The following is a 22094-nucleotide window of genomic DNA, read 5'->3' on the forward strand; positions in this document are numbered from 1 at the left end:
GCTTTGAATGTACGCTCACGGCGTGGCGCAGATTCTAACCCTTTTCAGAAATCGACTGATCAGCAGCATGATCGTGCTGCTGATCGTTATTATTGGCTGTTTTCTGATGTTGGAAACAGCACCGGGCGATGCGGTGGATGCCTATGCGGTAAGCTTCGGCGGTGACGCGAATGCAATTGCAGAAATGCGCGCGCGCTGGGGACTCGATCACTCCGTTTGGCACAGACTCACGGCCTATCTTGCCGCACTTTTGCAGGGCAATCTTGGCTGGTCGGTCAGTTTCGATCGCCCCATTCTCGATGTCATTCTTGAGCGCCTCCCCAATACACTTTTGCTAATGGGTGCTGCGACGGCATTGTCGTTCGCAGTCGGGACGGCTCTGGGGATTGTCGCAGGCGCAAGACCCGGAAGCTTTCGCGACCGTTTCCTTTCGATTGTTTCGCTTGTACTTTATGCTATTCCCGGTTTCTGGTTGGGACTTGTGCTGGTCATCCTGTTTTCAATCCGGCTGCGTTGGCTGCCTTCAAGCGGCATTGAGACCATTGCTTCGGGTAAGTACGGTTTTGCGCGTGGGTATGATGTAGCGCGTCATCTGTTGTTGCCGGTGTTTTCGCTAGCGCTGATTTATCTGGCACTTTATCTACGTATCATGCGTGCTTCCATGGCTGACATCTGGCGCATGGATTTCGTCCGCGCACTGAAAGCGCGAGGCATCTCACGTCCTCGAATCGTGTTGAGCCATGTGGCGCGCAATGCGCTCTCACCGCTTGTTACAATGCTTGGGCTGCAGTCTGCCTCTATGCTGGGCGGCAGCGTGGTGATTGAAAGCGTGTTTGCAGTTCCCGGCCTTGGAAGGCTTGCGCAAGAGGCGGTTGCAAGCCGAGACACGCCTTTGTTGCTGGGCGTTATTCTGACGAGTGCCATAGTGGTGATCATCGTCAATTTTGTCACCGATCTTCTCTATCTCTGGCTTGATCCGCGTATATCCTCGGGAAAGACGCGGTGATGAGTGGGATGAGAATCTACTTCGGATCCGGCGAGGGCGTTGCAGGCGCGGTTTTTCTACTCGTGCTAATCCTAGCAGCATTTTTTGCACCGCTGTTTTTTCCAGGTGATCCCCTGCGTATTGTTGCAACGCCGATGCTTGCGCCCTTCGAAAATACATCTTTTCCGTTGGGAACAGATCGGCTGGGCCGTGATGTTTTGGCTGAACTCTTCCATGCAAGCCGCACATCGCTGGTCATTGGGTTGGCAGCTGCGGCAGCATCCATCATAATTGGCAGTATCGTCGGGACGCTTTCAGGTTTTTTGGGCGGCCTCATCGATGAGGCGCTCATGCGGGTCACGGAAGCGTTTCAGACGGTGCCGGGGTTTTTGCTGGCGCTGGCATTGGTGAGCATTGCCGGACCTTCGCTGCCGGTATTGGTTGCAGCGATTGCGCTTTCAAGCTGGACGCAGGCTGCACGCCTTACGCGTGGACAGGTGCTGTCGATCCGTGAGCGGGATTATGTGGCGTCAGCCCGCGTAATCGGTATGCACCCACTGGAGATTGCTTTTCGGCAAATTCTACCCAATGCTTTGCCACCGGTGCTCGCGCTTGCGCCTGTGATTGTTGCCTCTGCCATTCTGATTGAGGCAGCGCTTTCATTTCTGGGGCTTGGCGACCCCAACCGTGTGACATGGGGCGGAATGATAGCTGAAGGCCGCACGGTATTGCGCTCAGCTCCGTGGTTGTCCATTTTGCCGGGGCTTGCGCTGGCATTCACTGTCGTCGGTGTCTACCTCGCAGGTGAAGGTATCACGCAGGCTGCATCACGGCGCGAGGTGCAGAAATGAGATTGCTCGCACATATTCAAAATCTGAGCGTGCGCTATGGCAGCGATGCTGCTCTCAACAATCTTGACCTCGATATATATATCGGCGAGACGCTTGCCATTATCGGTGAGAGTGGTTCGGGAAAGAGCACAATGGCGTTGGCGCTTGCGGATCTTTTGCCCGCTAGCGCTCAGGTTTCGGGCTTACTCGAGTGGTCGAACGGAAAACCAACGCCGGGCCGCGATGTGGGCTTTGTGTTTCAGGATCCGGTCTCAAGCTTTGATCCTTTGATGAGCATTGGTGCGCAACTGGTCGAAACAATCCGCGCTCACGAAAATATTTCTCGTCATGGCGCAAAAGACAAGGCGATCAATCTGTTGAGCCGCGTGCAGATAGCAGAGCCGGAGCTGAGCTTTGTGCGTTATCCGCATCAGTTTTCCGGCGGGCAGAAGCAGCGTATCGCCATAGCGCTGGCCATTGCAGCAAGCCCCAATCTGCTGATTGCGGATGAGCCGACAAGTGCTCTTGATACGATCGTGCAACGAGAGATAGTGGAACTGCTGCGTGCGTTGGTTCAGGCGGATGCGATGACACTGATTTTCATCACACATGATATTGCGCTGGCCTCCAATCTTGCGGATCGTGTCGCCGTGTTTCGCCATGGGGAACTGGTGGAAAGCGGTTCAGTGCATTCGATCATTACAAACCCAATGAGCGATTATACGAAAGCGCTGATTTCAGCCGTTCCCGTGCTGGATCCTCAATATGGATAGAACCTTGTTGCAGGCGAATGATCTGACGATGCGTTATGGAAATACATTGGCGCTGGATCATGTAAAGCTTGAGATTGCAGCTGGTGAAACGCTGGCGCTGGTGGGGCCTTCCGGCAGCGGTAAATCCACGTTGGCGCGTGCGCTTCTACAGCTACTTGCGCTTGAGTCGGGTTCGATCCGTTTTGAAAATGAGGACTGGCTTGCGCTCAAAGGCAGTGAATTAAGAAAGCGCCGCGCGCGGCTGCAGATGGTGTTTCAGGATCCGCTTTCGGCATTTAATCCACGCACAACGGTACATAACCTGCTCAGCGAACCGCTGCGTATTCATGGAATAAGGCGCGATATTTCCGAGCTTTTACGAATGGTCGGTCTTGATCCAAAGTTGAGCAAACGCGGCGTGCATGAGATTTCTGGCGGCCAGCGTCAGCGTGTGGCAATTGCACGGGCCTTTGCAACAGCGCCGTCGCTCATCGTTCTGGATGAAGCGGTGTCGGCGCTGGACGTGACAGTGCGAGGTTCTATTCTGAGACTGTTGAAGGAGATACAGAAGGCTGAAGGAACGGCCTATCTCTTCATCACTCATGATCTGGCGGTCGCGGCACAAATGGCAGATCGGATTGCGGTGATGGAGCGCGGGCGCATTGTTGAATGTCGCCCGGCGCAAGAGTTGATCGCGGAACCGCAAGCGCGGGTTACTAAGGCGCTGATTGAAGCTGTACCGCGAGTTTTGGTTTAAGCTTTGCCAAGCTCAATCGAACGCTTACGAGCCGCATCAACGGCTTCGGCGACCAAATTCTTTAGGCGATCTTCACCCATTAAGACATCGAGCGCTGCGGCAGTTGTGCCGTTGGGGCTTGTGACCTGCTCACGCAGCCTGGTTGGGCTGTCGCTGCTTGCTGCAGCCAATGCACCTGCACCCATCACTGTCTGCATGGCGAGAAGTGCTGCCGTTTCGCGCGGCAGGCCAGCCGTCACGCCAGCATCGGTCAGTGATTCAATGAAGTGGAATACATAAGCGGGGCCGGAACCGGAAACGGCAGTAACTGCATCCATCAGCGCTTCATCATGGATGCTTGTGACCTTGCCGGATGTCTTGAGCAGGCTCTTTACGAAAGCCGCATCGTCATCGCCCACATTGGCATTCTTATAGGTGACAAGCATTCCCTTGCCGATAGCGGCTGGGGTGTTCGGCATGCAGCGCATGATCTTTGCATCGCTGCCTAAATGCTGTTCGAAGAATGACACCGGAATGCCAGCAGCTACGCTGACAAAGGTGGCATTCGGTGCAAAGCGCTTATAGGCAGGCAGTACACCGCTCATGACCTGCGGCTTGACGGCAACCAGCACCATGCGCGGATTGAGATCATCGGATAGGGATTCGGCGCTTGAGCACGCATTTACACCTGCAAGCGCCGCGCGGCTCTGAAGGGCTTCGGAAGGTTCAACGACATGGACATTCTCGGATTGTAAAATGCCGCTGTCGAGCCAGCCTTTAAGCATGGCAAAGCCCATATTGCCGCAACCGACGAGAATAACCGTATCTTGCATGAGAAGTTCCACCTTCATGAATCGAGTGTTTAAGCACTGTTGTTTGTTGGGTCCGATATAGCCCCCCATAAACACAAACCGCAAGGCGCGAAGGCAAAAACTCTGGAGAACATTCGCGCTTTAATGTTTCAAACGTGCAATCAATTCTTTGTTGAACAGATGCTGTTTTATGGATAGGTCTCTTTCTGGAAAATAATCACGACCTAATAAAATCTGTTGTAAAACATTGCTTTAAAAGGTGAGCAAATGCTTGGAAAAGCTTTCCATATCGTGCGTGTGGTTGCAATTGCAGCCGGTGTTATGAGCGCAGGTGCAGCTGTCGCCGAAACGCCAAACGGTCCAGAATGGGCCGTTAAGGAAATCAGCAAGCTCTCGGATGCTGACCTTGTTATTTCGTCGCCTGCAGGCAAAGCCTTCATGGATAAACTGGCTCCCGATCATGACAAGGCGTGTGGCAAGCCGGACGAAAACCGTCCGGACTTTGACGAGTATTGCTCTTGGGCCTTCAACAATGAAGAGTCCGATTTCGATATCCTTCTCGGTCTCAAAGACGGCAAAATCGTCAGCGTTGTAGCGTCAACTGTGCCTGAGAATAACGATGTCTGGGTATGCGAGAATACTAAGAAAGACATTCCCGAAAGCGATCTGCAGACATGCAATGTGCGTTCAGCCGATGAAAAGAGCCGTGCACATTGGTCGGAGAGCTGGGAAGGTTTCCTGAACTCTATCAATTAACGTTTGGCAAATAAGCTCAAGTTTTTGATCTCTGTAATGAGCGGTGTTAACGCAAGTTAGCACCGTTTTCCTTTATTATTTTATTGTGATTTATTGATTGCTTTCTCTTTCTGTTCCAAGATGCAGAACACATTGCATTGAGGGAAATGATGGATCCTGCGTTAACAACTGGCGTGCCACCTGCGGAAGCATTCACGCACGTTCGCATCATCATCGGGATTATTCTTGGTCTCTGCGTATCCCGTCTCCTGACGGGTTTTGCGCGCTTCATCCAACATCCCGGCAAACAGAAAATTTACCCGGTTCATCTGGGGTGGGTGGCTTTCATCCTGCTTTCTGTCATCCATTTCTGGTGGTTCGAGTTTAGCCTGCGCACCATTCCTCTATGGACGTTCGAGAAATATTTCTTCGTCATTTTCTATGCGGGGCTCTATTTTCTGCTCTGTACGCTGTTGTTTCCTGACAGCATGGAGGAATATACCGGTTATCGTGATTACTTCCTTTCACGACGTAAATGGTTCTTTGGAATTCTCGCGCTGGTCTATGTCGCTGATGTCGTCGATACGCTTATCAAAGGCATGGAGCACTATAATCTTTATGGGGTCGAATACCCAATTCGGGTTGGTGCGCTGATCGCGGGCAGTCTGATTGCGATGTTCACCGATAATCGGCGTTATCATGCGATCTTTGTCAGCGTCGCACTTCTGTATGAAATTGCCTTCACGCTCCGCCATTTTGCGACTTTATCCTGAATCTTGCCTTTTCTGAGATTGTCATCTCAGTCGATGACGCTTATTGGCATGTTTTCAGGATCAAGGCGCTGTATCCCAAGGCATCGCCTGTTTAAAACGGAGCATTCGATATGGCCCAATTGATCGATGGCAAGAAGCTCGCCGAGGATGTGGTTTCCACGGTGAAGCGTGAGACCGAAAAGCTCGTCAGCGCGACTGGGGTTGTGCCGGGCATCGCAGTGGTGATTGTCGGTGAAGATCCAGCAAGCCAGGTTTATGTTGCTTCAAAAGGCAAGAAAGCTAAAGAATGCGGCTTTGTTTCCGTTCAGCACGATCTGCCAGAAAATGCTTCTGAACAGGAGCTTCTCGATCTGATTGACAGCCTGAACAACGATCCTGCAATCCACGGTATTCTGGTGCAGCTGCCACTGCCAAAGCACATTGATTCAGGTCGCGTAATCCAGACTATTTCGCCGGAAAAGGACGTTGACGGCTTCCATTTCATCAATGTGGGCAAGCTTGGCACCGGCGAAGTCGACACGGCATTTGTCCCATGCACGCCTGCTGGCGCGATGATTATGATCGAACGCATTCACGGTCGTGATCTGTCGGGCCTTAATGCGGTTGTGATTGGTCGTTCCAATATCGTGGGCAAACCTATGTTCAACCTCTTGCTTGCAGCCAATGCAACGGTAACTGTTGCACATAGCCGTACCAATGACTTGCCAGCGATTGCCCGCACTGCCGATATTCTGGTTGCGGCTGTCGGTCGCCCGCAAATGGTCAAAGGGGATTGGGTTAAGCCTGGTGCAACAGTGATTGATGTGGGTATTAATCGCATTCCGGCGCCAGAAAAAGGCGAAGGCAAGACACGTCTGGTTGGGGATGTTGATTTCGCCAATGCAGAAAATGTCGCCGGTGCTATCACGCCTGTTCCTGGTGGTGTTGGTCCGATGACCATTGCCATGCTGATGGCGAACACTTTGACTGCTGCTTGTCGAAGTGTGGATTTCGAAAAGCCAGTATTCTGACGCAATTGAAAGGCGTATCTTGCGCCTTTTTGTGAGTTTTTTGTCAGTTTAAGAGGCAAAGCGGCGTAAAAACCGCTTTGCTTTATTTTTAATAGGTCAGATTTCAGAAGACCGAAGCGCCTTCATCAGCTCGCCCGGCGATGTTGCGGAAAGCGCGGAAAAGTTCCCGTCCCATGCCATGTTCATTGGCTGAAAGATCGGGGCGCTGTTCGATACGTTCATCTAGAAGCGCATCACTCATGAGAATGTCCAGAGTACCGTTCACGGCATCAAGACGAACAATATCGCCAGTGCGGATTTTTCCAATTGCGCCACCATCGAGTGCTTCCGGTGTTACATGGATGGCAGACGGCACCTTGCCGGACGCACCTGATAGACGACCATCGGTGACAAGCGCCACGCGCTGTCCACGATCCTGCAAAATACCAAGCACCGTCATCAGCTTGTGCAGCTCTGGCATACCATTGGCTTTCGGCCCCTGATAACGCACAACTGCGATAAAGTCGCCTGTCAAATCGCCAGCCTTGAAGGCCGTCTGCAGTTCGGCCTGATCATTGAAGACTTTTGCGCTCGCCTCAATGATATGGCGCTCCGCCTTGACAGCGGAAACCTTGATGATCGCATTGCCGATATTGCCGGTCAGAACCTTGATGCCGCCGCTTGGCTGAAAGGGCTCGCCAATCTTGGCCAGCACTTTATCGTCGCCGCTCTTTTCGGGAACGGGTTCGCGAACAACAGTGCCATTTTGCCCGAGTTTTGGTTCAATCGCATAAGGACGCAGACCTTCACCCCAAACGGTGCGAACATCTTCATGCAAAATGCCACCATCGAGCAATTCGCGGATCAAAAAGCCCATGCCGCCCGCAGCATGGAAATGGTTGACATCGGCAAGACCGTTTGGATAAACGCGCGCCAGCAAAGGAACTACGTCTGAAATCTCCGAAATGTCCTGCCACGTCAGTTTGATACCGGCGGCGGCTGCCATCGCAATCAGATGGATCGTGTGATTGGTCGAGCCGCCGGTGGCGTTTAACCCGATAATACCATTGACGAAAGACCGCTCGTCGAGCATCTCGCCGACAGGCGTATATTCATTGCCGCAAGCGGTAATCGCCAGCGCGCGCTTTGCAGCTTCGCGGGTCAGCGCGTCGCGCAATGGTGTGCCGGGATTGACGAATGAGGAGCCGGGCAAATGCAGCCCCATGATCTCCATCAGCATCTGATTAGAGTTGGCCGTGCCATAGAAAGTGCAGGTGCCGGGACCGTGATAGGATTTTGACTCGGATTCTAGCAATTCTGCGCGGCCGACCTTACCTTCTGCATAAAGCTGACGGGTCTTCGCTTTCTCGTCATTTGGCAGACCGCTGGTCATCGGCCCGGCCGGAATGAAGACCGCTGGCAAATGTCCGAAGGTGAGGGCACCGACGATCAGCCCAGGTACGATCTTGTCGCAAACGCCAAGATAGACGGCAGCGTCGAACATATCATGCGACAGGCCAACGGCTGCTGCCATGGCAATGACTTCGCGCGAGAATAGCGATAATTCCATTCCGGCAAAGCCTTGCGTGACCCCATCGCACATTGCAGGCACGCCGCCCGCAACCTGTGCCACGCCGCCTGCTTCGCGCGCGGCTTGGCGGATGAGTTCTGGATAGGTTTCAAACGGCTGATGGGCCGAAAGCATATCATTGTAAGCGGTGATAATACCGAGGTTTGGAACGACATCGGCGGTCAAAGCCGCCTTGTCGTTGGAGCCGCAGGCTGCAAAACCGTGGGCGAGATTGGCGCATCCAAGGATCGAGCGGTGCGGCTTGCGCGAAGCGGCCTCGCGCACGCGCCCTATATAGGTTTCGCGGGTCGGTTTCGAGCGCTCAACGATACGCTCTGTGATGGCCTTGATGCGGGTATGTGCAGTCTGCGTCGTCATGGGTATCACCTGCTGAAATATTGCCAGGTTTGCCTGTGGCTAATTATAAAACCCACAGTCCCAAACGCAAACTGCTGCGTTCGATAGGACCGTTAGCTTGTCCAGTAGAGTTGTATCGGTTTGCGGGCGTGACGGAACACGGCGCGAACCGGCATTTCATTTTCGTCGTCGTTGGCGAGTGCTTTCTCAAGCGTTGCCTGCTTGGCAGCGCCTTCGATATGCAGAACAAGCATGTCTGCTTCCACCAATAGCGGCAAAGTCAGTGTCAGACGCTTTTCGCCAGCACCTTCCGCATGAATTGGCAGAACGACAGCTTTGGTCTTGGGATCGATTGCCTGATCAAGCCTGTCAGCATTCGGGAAGAACGAAGCCGTGTGGCCATCATTGCCCATGCCAAGCACAACAACATCAAACGGACGACGCAATGCGTCGATGCGATTTGCTGCTGCAAGTGCAGCGGTTTCTGCGGTCGCCGCCGGATTATAGAGGCCCACAAACTTCGCAACGCCTGCATGATCGCGCAACAGGTGGTCGCGTACCAGCTTTTCGTTGGAACGCTCACTGGTCGGTGCAACAAAACGCTCATCGACGAGTGTGATTGTAACAAGCGTCCAGTCGATCATCTTGCGAGACAGGATGTCGAACAGCTTGAGCGGCGTTGTGCCGCCGGAAACAGCGATCGTCGCTTGCCCCCGCTCGGCGATAGCGGCAGCCAGCTTGCCTGCAATCGCTTCAGAAAGCGACTGTGCCAATTCGGTTCCGCTGGTAAAATCGTGCCGTTCGATGCTCATGCCATACCTTTCAAGTCAGGACAGAGCGAGCACCCCCTACCAGGTATTCGCGCTCGCTCTTTCTGTTTGGCACAAAGACTGATCCGGAAATGTCTGTCAACGTCTCCGGGTCTTTGCTTTATCAGCTTTCGTGCCAGGTCCGTCCGTCACGCTCGATAAGAGCTATCGAAGACGACGGACCCCATGTGCCTGACGTGTAGCCCTGAACCTGCTGGTTGTTCACATCCCAACCCTTGAGAATAGGGTCAACCCAGCGCCATGCAGCTTCAACTTCGTCGCGGCGCATGAACAGGGTCTGGTTGCCACGAACAACGTCCATGATTAGACGTTCATAGGCATCCGGGTTACGTTCATTAAACGACTCGGCGAAGCTCATGTCGAGCGGAACGTGACGAAGACGCATTCCGCCCGGACCCGGATCCTTAATCATCAGCCACTGCTTCACACCTTCATCAGGCTGCAGACGGATGACGAGCTGGTTGGCGACGACCTTGCCAGCATTTTCACCGAAGATCGAATGCGGGATCGGCTTGAAGGTGACGACGATTTCCGAAACACGCGATGCAAGACGCTTGCCCGTGCGCATATAGAAAGGAACGCCAGCCCAACGCCAGTTGTCGATTTCAGCCTTCAGCGCAACAAAGGTTTCGGTGTTGCTGTCGTCGCTGCCGAGATCTTCGAGATAGCCCTTAACAGGGCCGCCTGCGGATGCACCGGCGCGGTACTGACCGCGAACCGTAACGTCTTCGACATTGGCCGTGGTGATTGGCTTCAGCGAACGCAGCACCTTGACCTTTTCGTCATGCACGGCATCGGCTTCGAGCGACGAAGGCGGCTCCATGGCGACGAGGCAGAGAAGCTGCAGAATATGGTTCTGCACCATATCGCGAAGCGCGCCAGCGGTGTTGTAATAGCCTGCACGACCTTCGAGGCCGACGGCTTCGGCAACCGTGATCTGCACATGATCGATATGCGCGGAATTCCACAGTGGTTCATAAAGAGCATTGGCAAAGCGCAGAGCCATAAGGTTCTGAACAGTTTCCTTGCCAAGATAATGGTCGATACGGAAAATCTGGTCTTCGCGGAAAACGCTGCCGATGGTGTCGTTCAGCGCATTGGCGGATTCAAGATCGCGGCCAATCGGCTTTTCAACGATTATGCGCGTGTCGCGGGTGATGAGCCCATGCGACTTGAGGCGGCTTGCAATATCGCCAAACAGCGTCGGGCTAACTGCCAGATAGAATGCGCGAATCTTTTCAGGCTTCTTGCCGATAGCATCTTTCAGAGCGGCCCAGCCGTCTTCTGACTTCGCATCGACTGCAACATAGGTAAGGCGAGCAATGAAAGTCTCGACTTCCTTGGCGTCGATTTCAGAAGCTTTGACATGCTCGTTAATCGCATCGCGGGCAAACTTGCGATATTCCTCATCGGTCATGGCGCTGCGCGAAGCACCGATGATGCGCGTCGGCTCACTGAGCTGACCTGCACGCTGGCGCTGATAAAGCGCAGGAATCAGTTTGCGCTCGGCAAGATCGCCGGAACCGCCGAAAACGATACAATCGAAGGGCTCTACCGGTATTATCTGGCTGGTCATATATTGCTCTCTTCCACTTCTGACGCAAATCACTGTGCTAATAGCAGATTGCGATTTTCGTGCAGCCTTTGTCTATAATCTAATCGATTTAAATTCAACCGTCCAATATAACATTCTCGCGAATGTTGCCAATTACAGCTGTCTTTGCATTCCGGTTAACCGCATATGCATAGATGACATGTTCAACATAGAGCCACATGCAGGCATGAACACAGCTGTGCTGAACAAAGTTTTTAATGGTTTGACGGGCGGATCATATCTCTCATCCGCAAAAGGAGAATGACATGAAGAGGCTGCAGGATAAGGTTGCGATCATCACAGGTGCGGGATCGGGTTTCGGTTCAGCCATTGCGCGCCGATTTGCAGCCGAAGGTGCAAAGGTTGTGCTGGCTGATGTCAATGTGAAGCGCCTTGAAGACGAGCTAGCCGATATTGGCGAGAATGCATTGTCTGTGCAGGCTGATGTTTCGCGCAAGGATGATATGGAGCGGCTGGCGCGTGCAGCATTTGATAAGTTTGGTCGTATCGACATCATGATCAATAATGCCGGCTTCACGCATCGCAACATGCCGTTGTCGGAGGTGGATGAGCACAATTTCGATCTCATCAACGCGGTCAACATGAAGGCGATTTATTATTCGACATTGCTTGTCGTGCCGATCATGGAACATCAGGGCGGGGGTGTCATCATCAATACCGCATCGGCGATGGCCAATCGTCCACGCAAGGGCCTCACATGGTTTGCAGCTTCCAAAGGCTGGGTTGTGAGCGCCACCAAGGCGATGGCGCTTGAACTTGCTGAGAAGAATATCCGCGTCAACTGCATCTGCCCCGCCGAAAGCGAGGGTGAGGCTTTAGGATTGTTCCTGGCGGAAGATACCCCAAAGGCGCGTGAAGGTCTGAAAGCCACCATTCCGCTTGGCCGTTTCTCCAAACCGGAAGATGTGACCGAAGCCGCACTTTTCCTGGCATCGGATGCATCATCGATGGTGACAGGAACCGCGCTCAATGTTGATGGCGGGTATTCGATTTAATAGCCCGCTTCGCTCAGGAAGTCATTGAATATCGCTTCCAGTTTCTCGTGGCGTGCCGCCGCCATCTGGCTTCCGGTTTCAGTTTTGAAGCCGGAGGCAAGTTTGAAAAGCTTGGTGCGGAAGTGATCCAGCGCATAGCTTTTATCATCCAACGGGCGATTTTCGGCCATCGGATCGTTGCTGTCGTAAAGTGCGCTGCCCATGCGGCCTGCAATATAAAAGCAGCGCGCGGCACCAATTACCCCAATCGCATCCAGTCGGTCCGCATCCTGCAGTATCTTTGCCTCAAGCGTGCGCGTCTCGATATTGGCCGAAAAGCTGTGTGCCTCGATCACATGGGCGGTGGCGGCAATCCGTTCTTCATTCCATCCAAGCTCACGCAGAAGATTGGACGCTTTTTCAGCGGCCAGTCCTGATGCGCGATAGCGATCCGGCGAATTCTTCTCGACGCTCACGCAATCATGGAGCAGGGCGGCGGCGAAGAGTATTTCCGCGTCGCCGCCTTCGGCCTTTTGAATTGCAGCAGCATTTTTCCATACGCGCGCAATGTGGGACAGATCATGGGAGCCGTCGGCGTTTGCCTCCAGGGCGTCCGGCAGAAGCTGTTCTGCCAGTGCATCGAAGGGCGCGAATGGTTGGAATGTCATGTCAGACTTTCAAAAAGGATTCAATTGTTGGGTTTACTATTCCCGCCATACGTCAGTTCTGTGAAGCCCTGCGTAAAACCATCCAGTTATAAAGCGCGCCCATCGCCATCAAGAGACAGGTGCCGATAAACACCCACGGCATACCCATGCGTCCACCGACAAAGCCACCGGCGACCGGACCCGCAACCTGCCCGACATATTGGGCTGAAACAGAGAGGCCAAGCACGCTGCCTGCAACACGGTCAGGCACATTGTGCCGGATGACGCTGCTGATGCAAGGTAAAAGGCCGCCCAGAGCCAAGCCCATCAGGAAGCGTAAACCGATCAGCTGCCAGGCTTCGGTTACGAAAGCCTGCGGAATCAGCAGGATTGCGGCAATCGCCAAAGCGCCAGTGATAACACGGGTATGACCGATACGATCTGCCAGACGCCCAAGACGAGAGGCCGACAGGATGCTGCCGAGCGCTGCTGCTGCCATCACGACACCGGAAATCAGAGTGACCTTGGTCTGGTCATCCATGAGCTGCATGACATAGACTGTGATGATCGGTTCGATCGACATATTGGCGAACATCAACAACATGCCGGTCGCAAGCATGGCAACGACGGGTCTGCGGTCGGGAACCGCTGCCCATATCGATTGCTTCTTTTGTTCCTTGTTTCGCTTGGGTGGTTTGCGATCTTCGCGGATCAGAAATGTCGTTGCAAGGAAGGTCAGGAAGATCACGCTGCCAGCCAGCCAGAAGGTTGCGCGGATGCCTATCAGCGGTGGAAGCGCGCCACCCAGCAGAGGCCCAGCCAGATTGCCAGCCATGATGCCGGCAGAAAGTGCGCCGAGCGCCCAGCCGGTCTTATCCTTTGGTGTCTGGGTCGCGACGAGGATCATGGAGCCGGACGAATAGCCGCCTGCAATCCCGACGAACAGGCGGAGTGCGACGAGCTGCCAGATATCTGTGACCATGCCCATCAGCGACATGGCAATAGCCATGCCAAGGCTCGCCCGGATCAGCATCAGCTTGCGGCCATAAAGATCGCCGAGCTTGCCCCAGAACGGAGCTACAATCGCGGCTGCGAGAAAGGTCGCGCCATAGGCAATGCCGGACCATTGCACGATAGCGGCATGATCGGCGACGCCCAATTGTTCAACATAAAGCGGTAGGAACGGCAGAAGCAGCGACATGGCAACGAGCGTGGTGAACGAACCGATCAAGCAGATGAGAAGGTTCTGCTTCCAGTAGCGTTCGTGAATTTCGTCTGTGACGGTCGCGTTCTTCGCATCCGCATTGATTGTAGCCTTGCCGCCGCTTGTGGCGTGCTGGGTGCTCATGCTGTGTTCCGTGTTTTTATGCGTGATTGCATTGTATGCCATTTTGGGATACCAAAACGGAATACACACATGCGCCTGTCCTGACGGCTTGTCAATTAGTTGCGCGCCAGAATTATTGAGGGTCCAATGTCACAGATGCGTCAAGTCGAAGAACAGCTACGTGATATGATCCTCGGCCTTGAACTGGGGCCGGGCGAGCGGCTGACCGAACGCTGGATCGAAGCGCAGTTTAATGCTTCACGCACGCCGATCCGCGCAGCGCTTTTGCGTCTTGAGGCGGAAGGGCTTGTCGGGCGGGAAGGGCGCGGCTGGACTGTTTCACCGATCAATCTCGCCGAGATTGAACAGATCGGCGTTTATCGCGAGGCGCTGGAGATTGCCGCCCTCAACGTCACTTGCGCGATGGAAGATCGCAGTGGTGTGGAGGCAATTGCCGAAATGCTCAACAGTTGCGATGCCACAAGCACACGCGAGGAATGGCATCGTGTGGGTATGGATTTTCACATCGAACTCGCGCGACTTTCCGGCAATGAATTTCTGAGCCGTGGTGTTCGCGATGCTATGCAGCGGCTGTCACGCGCGCGCTGGCTTGAAGTGCGCGACGCGGACGCGCTGGCGCGTGCGTGGCAGCAGCATCGCGCTATTCTTGATGCAGTGCGGGAAGGAGATGCGTCGCAAGCGACAGCTCTGATGGCATCGCATCTTGGAGGAAGCCGGTCACGCCTGATCGACAATCTGCGCGAGGACCGGCGGGGTTTGAAAGCGCGTGGCTTTGCGGTGGTTAGCGGCTAAAAGCGTTTCCAGCAAAAGTGCGAAGCGGTTTTGCTGGAAACGCATAAAAACAGATAATTTTCACCATTCAGGCAGCTTGTGTCCTGCAGGGTCAAAGCGGGATGGTCGTCCTTCTTTGATCCCCACATCGCGCAGCAGATATTCCGGCGAATTTTCGCCGATGACGTAATGGCTCGGCTTCCGCTTGAACAAGCGTGCAATCCACGCACGCAGGCCGGAAGACGCGATTTTTTCAGGGCAAACAACGGCAATCGCTGATGAGTTGATCTCAACATCACGCATGGTCGATCTCGATTTTTTCTGAGCTTAGAGCCTAGTGGGAGGCTGGGCTGTCGGTTAAACTGTGCCTATAGTTATGGCGGAAAAACGCGTTGTTTTCCAATTGAACGTCGATTATGATGCATAAGGAGGACTTATGTATTATGACGTCGCCCTTACCGCCGCTCTCAGCCATTCGTGTTTTTGAATCCGCTTCCCGCCATGCAAGCTTTACGCGGGCTGCGGAAGAGCTTGGAATGACTCAGGCTGCCGTCAGCTATCAGATAAAATTGCTGGAAGAGCGTGTCGGCGCACCGCTGTTTCTGCGAAAGCCGCGCCAGGTGGAATTGACCGAACTGGGCAAGCGTCTCGCTCCTGCGATCAATGACGCATTTGAAACCATGAGGGCCGCCTTTGCATCGGCACGCGAAGATACACAGGGCGTTTTGACGATCAGCGCTGTGGTGACCTTTGCGTCAAACTGGCTCGTGCAGCGATTAGGATCGTTTCAGATGCGGCATCCGGCGCTGGCTGTACGGCTGGATACATCGAATGATATGGTCGATTTCGCAACCTCAAATGTCGATATGGCCATACGCAGCGGGCGTGGTGAATGGCCCGGCATGATCTCACATGAGCTGATTAAAGCGCAGTTTTCGCCGATGCTCAGTCCCAAGCTTATTGAGTCGGTCGGAGGTATTAAAGAACCGGCTGACCTGTTGCGTCTTCGCGCCGTTGACCCCACTGATCCATGGTGGAAAATCTGGTATAAGGCTGCCGGAATTGAAACCCCCGACATCAAGGGCAACGCATTCAGCCGGTATGGCGCGCAGCATCTGGAAGGGCGAGCCGCTGCAGCCGGGCAGGGCGTGGGTATTCTGACGCCTGCGTTTCATGCGGCTGAACTGGCATCAGGGCAATTGATTCAACCCTTTGATCTTCTTTGCGATGATGGACAGGCCTATTGGCTGGTCTATCCCAAAGCGCGAAAGAACATGCCCAAAGTCCGGGCTTTTCGTGAGTGGATTTTGGGTGAACTAAGTTAAGGCTTGCAGACGAATACAAAGGTCTTCGATTTCCGTATCTGCGAAAACCTCAATGCCATGGCCGCGAAGAAGAGTGGCAGTGACACCGGCACCAGAATGCTTCTGGCCGATGAATTTGCCATCATAGATCGTGCGACTGCCGCAAGACGGGCTACCATCGATTAACAGAGCAAAGCGGCAATCATTTGCTTGTGCCACGGCAAGTGCTGCCCGAGCACCGGCGACAAATTGTGCGGTTACATCGCCGCCGGTTTCTTCAATGACGCGGCCTTTCCCGGAAAGAACGGATTCACCATCGCCTCCCGCAGCGATTTCTGCAGGGAGGCGCGGCACGCTGAATCCCGCCATCAATTCGGGGCAAACTGTCACGAGTCGCCCTTCGGCACGCCATTTATCGACAAGTGGATGTGCAAGCGGCTTTGCCGATCCGTTGTAACGGACTGGATGACCCGCAAGGCAGGCGCTGATCAGTATTTTGCCGCTCATGGTGTGAACCTTTGATTATGGATGCGGATTGGGGAAACCATGCCGCTCGGCAAGAACTGCGAGAATAGCGTCTTTGTCCGAAACGAAAGCATTGCCTTCATTCTCGCCGGTCTGATGGAACGAGCGATCACCTTTCGTCAATATGAACAAAGGTAATGACTGGTTTTCTTCCCCCACAAGAGCAATGACTTCATGCCTTGGACGCGGCCAGGCGATCCGCTTGATGTCGAGGTCTTTCCCGAGTTCGGGAAAGGAAGCCAGAACCCCTTCCATCAAGGCGCAATGCTCGCAATAGAATTTTTGTCCGGGATAGGCCGGGTCTTCAAACCCCGGCTGCAAAAGGTAAAGTGTATCGCGATACATGATTTCAACTTCCATTATTGCTTTGGAACAGGACGCCATACAGCAGAATTCCTTAAACTTGAATCAGTTTAAGATAAAATTATGCTGTAAATATAAAGTGTTAGATCGACCTTTATGTACCCAAAAGGGGCGCATAAAGGTTGCTCTAGTCATGCTTGAGAGACTCGGCTGAGCTCTTCATTCAGATTAGCAGCCAGTTCAAAAAAGCGCTGACGAATTTGCGGTGCGAAGTCATTTGCACGTTCGATGGCATGGAAAACCTCTGGTGCATCATGGCGCACCATGCCGACTGCCTGCATGATGAGATCGAAGCTCTTCGTCGTCATACGCGTTGGCAACGGCTCCATCTGCACCAGCACTTTAGCGATCAGATGCGTGAGCCCCTGAACCATGGCCGCATCGCGATCATGGTCTTCGGGCGTTGTCATAATCACATCAAGTGCCAGTTGCTTGCGCAAGAATGCGCCGATGCAAAGCGCTTGCCTGCCGCGAACCGGGCAAATGGCAATCTTCAGACCAGCGATCCCGTTGCGTGCGCTTTGCGGACCAAACAACGGGTGCGTGGCGACAATATCGACATAATCCGGCAGGCCATTGAGCATGATTTTGGTGGGGCCAACCTTCACCGATCCGACATCCATAATCAGCGCGCCGGGCCGCAGATGCGGCGCGATAGCTCTAACAACGCCTTCAAGGGTTGATACGGGTGTTGCCAGAATAACGATGTCGCAACCGGCTGTATCTTCGATTGTCGCAAGTGTTACGGAGAGCGCGCCTGCAACATTATCCAGTCTGGCGACAGGATCATAAGCATACAGCCGGTAATAAGGGCTGAGGTAACGGGCGATAAGCTGCCCGAATGCACCAAAGCCGATAATGCCGATTGTTTTTTGCTGATGATTTTCGTCGAAAGACATAGACTGACCTCTGAATGGCTGGATCGCCAGAGGCACCGTCTTCAAACTAAACCGCTGGCAATGCAGCGGTTGAACTATGACAAAGCAAAACCACCGCTATATGAGCGGGGCGTAATAAGACCGGGTGTTGATGAGCGCTTTAATCATGGTGCCTTGCTATTCCTGCCGGGACGCATTGTCAATCACTTGAATGCGCCCGGCGTTCAATCGTTCAAAGGTTGCTCACACCGCCGTCGACCTGAATTTCCGAACCGACAACGAAGGTCGATTCATCGGAGGCAAGAAACACCGCAGCTTTCGCAAGCTCGACGGGCTTGCCCATCCGTCCAATTGGCACGAGCTTGCGTATATCCGCACGCAAGGCTTCTTCTTCATCGGCAGCAAGTCCCAGCTTGCCAAAAGCCGGCGTTTCAGTCGGGCCGGGGCTCAGACCATTTACACGAATGCCGCGATCGACAAGCTCGCCGGAAAGTGTCCGTGCGAGCGAAAGAATCCCCGCCTTGCTGGCAGCATAGACACTGCTTTGCGGTAAGCCGATATGTGCGCTGGCCGATCCGCACAGGATGACGGATGAGGGATTGGCAAAAAGCGGTAGCAACGCTTTGATGAGAAAGAATGGCCCTTTCAGATTGATCGCCATCAGGCGGTCATAGGCCTCTTCGGAAAAGTCCTGCAGCGGGCTATGGGTGACGTCGCCCGCATTTATGTAAAGGGCATCCAGGCGCGGCCATTGTTCTGCAAGCGTCTGTGCAAGCTGCTCCTGCGCCGCAACATCTCCTGAATCACTTTGGATTTTTAGAACACTGTCAGGCAGCTCGCGAGCAGCCGCTTCCAAACCCTCCGCCTTCCGGCCTGTAATGGCCACGGTCGCCCCTTCAAGGGCGAACTGTCTGGCTGTTTCAAGCCCGATACCGCTCGTACCGCCTGTGATAAGCGTATATTTTCCTTCGAGACGACCCATAATTCACCTTTCTGCAGCCGAAGCATTTTCGCTTCCGGGAGAAAGGACATTGTGTCCATTAGTATCCAATGTATAGTAGGCACCAATTTGGTACTAAAGGAATAATTTTCTAATCTGGAGATCACGTCCATGGGTGACATATCGAGTGAGGTGTCCACCGACAGTCGGTGCCCCATGGTTGATTTCGTCAATCTGATTGCTGGAAAATGGGCGATACCGATCCTGTATCGGCTGATCGTCACGGATGGTCCTATCCGTTTTGGTGAATTGCAGCGCGCTGTCGCGCCCATTACCCAGAAAGAACTGACGCGGCAGCTCCGGTTGTTTGAAACGCGCGGGTTGATTACCCGCGTCGTTTATCCGGAAATGCCGCCAAGAGTGGAATATGAGGTGACGCAGTTAGGCAAAACCCTGCGTGATACGCTTGATTCACTTGCCTGCTGGATGCAGGCAAATGGATCAAAGCTGAAGGTCTGAAAGCTGTGTCTTATACCAAGGCGGCTAAAGATGCTGACGCATCACGCCTTGAGAAAGTTCGAACGCTACTCGGGCTAACCAGAACTCCATGAGGCATCCACATAGAGTTTTGGTGTTATGCAGGCTGGTTGGCGGCGCGCATATAGCGAACCGTCGCAAACCACAGCACCACGCCAATGCCGAGGAGCACAGCGGCAATAGCATATTGTTCCGCATCGCGTCCGGTCCAGGGACCGGCAAGGAATGAGCAGCTGATTGCACCCAGTATCGGCAAAATCGTAGGCGTGCGGAAATGCTTGTGATCGACATGGTCGTTGCGCAAAACCAGCACTGCGACATTGACCACGGCGAACACGCACAGAAGCAACAATGCAGTCGTTCCTCCGAGCGCTGGAACGCCACCCGCAAACAGAATGAGGCCAATCGCCAGCAGCGAAGTGAAGATAATCGCAATATGCGGCGTACGGCGACCCTTATGCACCTTGCCCAACACTTCTGGCACCACGCCTTCACGCGCCATACCGTAAATAAGGCGACTTGCCATCATCATGTTGATCAATGCGGAGTTGGCAACGGCAAACATGGTTATAAGAGCAAAGACGCCGATCGGGAAACCGGGTGCACCAGCCTGAATGACCTTGAGAAGTGGGGTGTCGCCCTCACCAAGCTCGGCGGCGGAAACCAATGTAATGGCCGAAATGGAAACGAGCACATAGACAATGCCGGTAATGGCCAGGCCTGTGAGGAGCACTTTTGGGAAAAGGCGGCTTGGTTCTTTGCATTCCTCAGCCATGTTGACCGAATCTTCAAAACCGACCATCGCGAAGAAGGCGAGGGTAGTTGCAGCGATGACAGGCCAGAAAAAGCCGCTGCCTTCAGGCGTCTCGAAAGTCCAGGCACGTGATACATCGCCTTGGCCGCCAGCGATTGCCCATAGGCCGATGCCTATAATGATGAGCAGGCCTGTAACCTCGACAACGGTGAGAACCACGTTCATTTTTACGCTCTCGCCAACGCCGCGTAAATTGACTGCGGCAATCAGTGCAATAAAGCCGACTGCAATGAGCGGTATGCCCCATTCACCGAAACCCAAACCCAAGGATGCCTCGAAGTTTGCAGCAAAAGCACGTGACGCCGTGGATGCGGAGGTAATGCCCGAAGACATGACCGCGAAGGCAACAAGGAAGGTGATGAAGTGAACGCCGAAGGCCTTGTGCGTATAGAGCGCTGCACCAGCCGCGCGCGGATACTTGGTGACAAGCTCAAGATAGCTGCAGGCCGTTAGCAGCGCGACCACGAATGCGATGAGAAAGGGGAGCCACACAACGCCACCGACTTCTGACGCTACTTCACCTGTCAAAGCATAGATGCCTGTACCCAACACGTCGCCAATGATGAAAAGTAAAAGAAGACCGGGCCCCATCACCCGTTTCAGTTCTGTTTTTCCTTCGCCCGCATTGTCGATCTGATTTTGCATCAAGTCCTCCTCATTCGGGGCTCAATCAGTTTTAAAGCTGCGCAAAGCCAAGATTTGCCGCAGCAAATGCAAGTATCGTCAATAGAAGTAGTTCAGACCTCTTTAATGACCCAATATATGAAGTGGTTCCAAACATCTGGCGTTTCCGGAATCGATGAAACAGATGGCCACTTAATCTCAATCAACATTTCCGAGTTTTCAAATTGCCCAAACTCCGTCGAAACAGCCCTCTTTCGCGGTAGAGTCTACGCCTATTCGTGGAGGCTTTAGCCCGGATTGCTGGAATATTTTCGGTGGGGTCATCGGCTATGATCAGATTCGTAATCTTGGGGCGAAGCAACAGAAGCAGACCATCCGCGTAACACGGATTTGAAGCTTCAGATTTTTGATTTGACGCATCGTGCTTTACAAAAATCCAAGCTGATTTAGCCCGATGCCTGTCATTCGAAGAGCGGAGGGATCCATGCCATCAGATAATTACCCACACTCGCCTCGCAATCGCGCGCGACGGCACTTTTTAGGCGCCGCCGCAGGAATGGCCGCCAAAGCTGCGGCTCTGGGCGCATTAGCTTCGTCGCTGTCGTCACTACCCGCACGTGCTTTGGGCACGAAATGGTGGGAGCATGGCGGCGGCTCTGGCACCAATTGCTTTCTCCGAGGCACACTCATCGATACCGCCAAAGGACCTGTCCCGGTAGAAACACTGGAGATTGGCGATCTGGTTAAAACGGTACGTGGTGAAGCGTTGCCGGTCCGATGGATTGGATGGCAATGTCTAGTGAGCTCCGGCGCGCAGTGGAATGAGAACATCATGCCGATCCGCATCAAGCGTCATGCGCTGGGCGGTGAACTCCCCCGGCGGGATCTTATGCTTTCCCCAAATCATGCGCTGTTTATCGATGGTGTTCTTATCCGCGTAAAAGATTTGGTCAACGCGCATTCGATCGCGCGCATTTCAGAGGATGATGCCATCGACTATTACAACATTGTGCTCGATAGCCACGAGGTGGTGTTTGCTGAAGGTGTGGCGGTTGAAACTTATCTCATGCAAGGTGAAAACTATCTGAGCTTTACGAATTTCGCTGAGTATCAGCAGCTTTATGCTGGTCAACCGAGTGTAACCATGACGCCGTTCGCGCCGATCATGGGATATGAAGGCGCACGGGAACACATTCGTGCTCTGCTGTGTATGAGCGGCGTGCTGCCCATACGCGATATCGTGGAAGAAACATATCAGAAATTGGCTTCAGCATCGGTCCAAAAATCAATTTCAATTGTGGGAGGTCCGTTGCTTAGTTCACGAAGTCATGGTGCCTGAAGACGCGTCACTTAGAGTAACAGGGCATTAAACTTGCAGGCGATGC

General features: G+C 53.7%; 24 protein-coding genes. 12 read left to right on the forward strand and 12 right to left on the reverse strand.

Going from position 1 to position 22094, the window contains the following annotated elements:
• Window positions 1-7 precede the first annotated feature (7 nt).
• From QSJ70_RS04080 to QSJ70_RS04095, 4 genes are read left to right on the forward strand one after another with little or no spacing between them, the layout of a single operon-like run.
• The gene (locus tag QSJ70_RS04080; protein WP_285534923.1) at window positions 8-1006 is read left to right on the forward strand and encodes an ABC transporter permease; all 999 of its coding nucleotides are present in this window, start codon (window positions 8-10) and stop codon (window positions 1004-1006) included.
• Window positions 1006-1836 carry an ABC transporter permease gene (locus QSJ70_RS04085; protein WP_285534924.1) on the forward strand — a complete coding sequence of 277 codons (831 nt, stop codon included), beginning with the start codon at window positions 1006-1008 and terminating at the stop codon, window positions 1834-1836. Before QSJ70_RS04080 ends, QSJ70_RS04085 begins: the two co-directional genes overlap by 1 nt.
• Window positions 1833-2588, forward strand: coding sequence for an ATP-binding cassette domain-containing protein (locus QSJ70_RS04090; protein WP_285534925.1), 756 nt, complete (start codon window positions 1833-1835; stop codon window positions 2586-2588). The genes QSJ70_RS04085 and QSJ70_RS04090 overlap by 4 nt, the downstream gene beginning before the upstream one ends.
• The gene (locus QSJ70_RS04095; RefSeq protein WP_215776970.1) at window positions 2581-3324 is read left to right on the forward strand and encodes an ABC transporter ATP-binding protein; all 744 of its coding nucleotides are present in this window, start codon (window positions 2581-2583) and stop codon (window positions 3322-3324) included. Before QSJ70_RS04090 ends, QSJ70_RS04095 begins: the two co-directional genes overlap by 8 nt.
• Here QSJ70_RS04095 and proC read toward each other — a convergent pair.
• Window positions 3321-4136: a pyrroline-5-carboxylate reductase gene (gene proC / locus QSJ70_RS04100; RefSeq protein WP_285534927.1), complete on the reverse strand. Its 816-nt coding sequence runs from the start codon at window positions 4134-4136 to the stop codon at window positions 3321-3323. The genes QSJ70_RS04095 and proC overlap by 4 nt on opposite strands.
• Window positions 4137-4382: 246 nt before the next feature.
• Between proC and QSJ70_RS04105 the strand changes: the two genes are divergently transcribed.
• The 3 genes from QSJ70_RS04105 to folD all read left to right on the forward strand — a co-directional run bounded on the left by QSJ70_RS04105 (window position 4383) and on the right by folD (window position 6633).
• Complete coding sequence (locus QSJ70_RS04105; RefSeq protein ID WP_215776966.1) at window positions 4383-4871, forward strand: hypothetical protein; 489 nt, start codon at window positions 4383-4385, stop codon at window positions 4869-4871.
• A 149-nt stretch (window positions 4872-5020) separates the two neighbouring features.
• Complete coding sequence (locus QSJ70_RS04110) at window positions 5021-5623, forward strand: hypothetical protein (protein ID WP_285535097.1); 603 nt, start codon at window positions 5021-5023, stop codon at window positions 5621-5623.
• 110 nt (window positions 5624-5733) lie between these two features.
• Window positions 5734-6633, forward strand: coding sequence for a bifunctional methylenetetrahydrofolate dehydrogenase/methenyltetrahydrofolate cyclohydrolase FolD (folD, locus tag QSJ70_RS04115; protein WP_215776964.1), 900 nt, complete (start codon window positions 5734-5736; stop codon window positions 6631-6633).
• Window positions 6634-6736: 103 nt separating this feature from the next.
• Here the strand turns inward: folD and edd are convergent, their stop codons facing one another.
• The 3 genes from edd to zwf all read right to left on the reverse strand — a co-directional run bounded on the left by edd (window position 6737) and on the right by zwf (window position 10945).
• Window positions 6737-8560, reverse strand: coding sequence for a phosphogluconate dehydratase (gene edd, locus QSJ70_RS04120; RefSeq protein ID WP_285534929.1), 1824 nt, complete (start codon window positions 8558-8560; stop codon window positions 6737-6739).
• 92 nt (window positions 8561-8652) lie between these two features.
• On the reverse strand, window positions 8653-9351 hold the full coding sequence (gene pgl, locus QSJ70_RS04125) for a 6-phosphogluconolactonase (RefSeq protein WP_215776961.1): 699 nt from the start codon (window positions 9349-9351) through the stop codon (window positions 8653-8655).
• Window positions 9352-9472: 121 nt separating this feature from the next.
• Window positions 9473-10945: a glucose-6-phosphate dehydrogenase gene (gene zwf / locus QSJ70_RS04130; RefSeq protein WP_007879705.1), complete on the reverse strand. Its 1473-nt coding sequence runs from the start codon at window positions 10943-10945 to the stop codon at window positions 9473-9475.
• A 284-nt stretch (window positions 10946-11229) separates the two neighbouring features.
• Here zwf and QSJ70_RS04135 point away from each other — a divergent pair, with 284 nt between their 5' ends.
• The gene (locus QSJ70_RS04135; RefSeq protein WP_215776959.1) at window positions 11230-11979 is read left to right on the forward strand and encodes an SDR family oxidoreductase; all 750 of its coding nucleotides are present in this window, start codon (window positions 11230-11232) and stop codon (window positions 11977-11979) included.
• Here the strand turns inward: QSJ70_RS04135 and QSJ70_RS04140 are convergent.
• Both QSJ70_RS04140 and QSJ70_RS04145 read right to left on the reverse strand, forming a co-directional pair.
• Window positions 11976-12626 carry an HD domain-containing protein gene (locus QSJ70_RS04140; protein ID WP_285534935.1) on the reverse strand — a complete coding sequence of 217 codons (651 nt, stop codon included), beginning with the start codon at window positions 12624-12626 and terminating at the stop codon, window positions 11976-11978. The two genes, QSJ70_RS04135 and QSJ70_RS04140, sit on opposite strands and share 4 nt — an antisense overlap.
• A 52-nt stretch (window positions 12627-12678) precedes the next feature.
• Entirely contained in the window at window positions 12679-13953 is a 1275-nt protein-coding gene (locus tag QSJ70_RS04145) for a multidrug efflux MFS transporter (RefSeq protein WP_215776956.1), read from the reverse strand.
• Between the two features lie 126 nt (window positions 13954-14079).
• Between QSJ70_RS04145 and QSJ70_RS04150 the strand changes: the two genes are divergently transcribed.
• The gene (locus tag QSJ70_RS04150; protein WP_285534936.1) at window positions 14080-14745 is read left to right on the forward strand and encodes a GntR family transcriptional regulator; all 666 of its coding nucleotides are present in this window, start codon (window positions 14080-14082) and stop codon (window positions 14743-14745) included.
• A gap of 60 nt (window positions 14746-14805) precedes the next feature.
• Here QSJ70_RS04150 and QSJ70_RS04155 read toward each other — a convergent pair whose 3' ends face one another.
• Complete coding sequence (locus QSJ70_RS04155) at window positions 14806-15027, reverse strand: hypothetical protein (protein WP_285534937.1); 222 nt, start codon at window positions 15025-15027, stop codon at window positions 14806-14808.
• 140 nt (window positions 15028-15167) lie between these two features.
• Here QSJ70_RS04155 and QSJ70_RS04160 point away from each other — a divergent pair, with 140 nt between their 5' ends.
• On the forward strand, window positions 15168-16049 hold the full coding sequence (locus QSJ70_RS04160) for a LysR substrate-binding domain-containing protein (protein ID WP_215776950.1): 882 nt from the start codon (window positions 15168-15170) through the stop codon (window positions 16047-16049).
• Here the strand turns inward: QSJ70_RS04160 and QSJ70_RS04165 are convergent.
• The 4 genes from QSJ70_RS04165 to QSJ70_RS04180 form a co-directional block, all read right to left on the reverse strand.
• Window positions 16041-16535: a 2-thiouracil desulfurase family protein gene (locus QSJ70_RS04165; protein WP_215776948.1), complete on the reverse strand. Its 495-nt coding sequence runs from the start codon at window positions 16533-16535 to the stop codon at window positions 16041-16043. The two genes, QSJ70_RS04160 and QSJ70_RS04165, sit on opposite strands and share 9 nt — an antisense overlap.
• Window positions 16536-16550: 15 nt before the next feature.
• Window positions 16551-16898 (reverse strand): DUF3088 domain-containing protein, encoded by a 348-nt coding sequence (locus QSJ70_RS04170; RefSeq protein ID WP_215776946.1) that lies wholly within the window; start codon window positions 16896-16898, stop codon window positions 16551-16553.
• Window positions 16899-17047: 149 nt separating this feature from the next.
• Entirely contained in the window at window positions 17048-17815 is a 768-nt protein-coding gene (locus tag QSJ70_RS04175) for a prephenate dehydrogenase/arogenate dehydrogenase family protein (RefSeq protein ID WP_285534939.1), read from the reverse strand.
• A gap of 211 nt (window positions 17816-18026) precedes the next feature.
• Entirely contained in the window at window positions 18027-18776 is a 750-nt protein-coding gene (locus tag QSJ70_RS04180) for an SDR family oxidoreductase (RefSeq protein ID WP_285534940.1), read from the reverse strand.
• Between the two features lie 129 nt (window positions 18777-18905).
• Here QSJ70_RS04180 and QSJ70_RS04185 point away from each other — a divergent pair, with 129 nt between their 5' ends.
• Complete coding sequence (locus QSJ70_RS04185) at window positions 18906-19253, forward strand: winged helix-turn-helix transcriptional regulator (protein WP_285534941.1); 348 nt, start codon at window positions 18906-18908, stop codon at window positions 19251-19253.
• A gap of 115 nt (window positions 19254-19368) precedes the next feature.
• On the opposite strand, the gene QSJ70_RS04190 is transcribed toward QSJ70_RS04185, so the two are convergent.
• Window positions 19369-20730: an APC family permease gene (locus tag QSJ70_RS04190; protein WP_285534942.1), complete on the reverse strand. Its 1362-nt coding sequence runs from the start codon at window positions 20728-20730 to the stop codon at window positions 19369-19371.
• Between the two features lie 463 nt (window positions 20731-21193).
• On the opposite strand from QSJ70_RS04190, the gene QSJ70_RS04195 reads away from it, so the two are divergent.
• On the forward strand, window positions 21194-22048 hold the full coding sequence (locus QSJ70_RS04195) for a Hint domain-containing protein (RefSeq protein WP_285534943.1): 855 nt from the start codon (window positions 21194-21196) through the stop codon (window positions 22046-22048).
• Window positions 22049-22094 lie beyond the last annotated feature (46 nt).

The sequence above is a fragment of the Brucella sp. NBRC 12950 genome, from assembly GCF_030268145.1.
Taxonomy (GTDB): Bacteria; Pseudomonadota; Alphaproteobacteria; order Rhizobiales; family Rhizobiaceae; genus Brucella.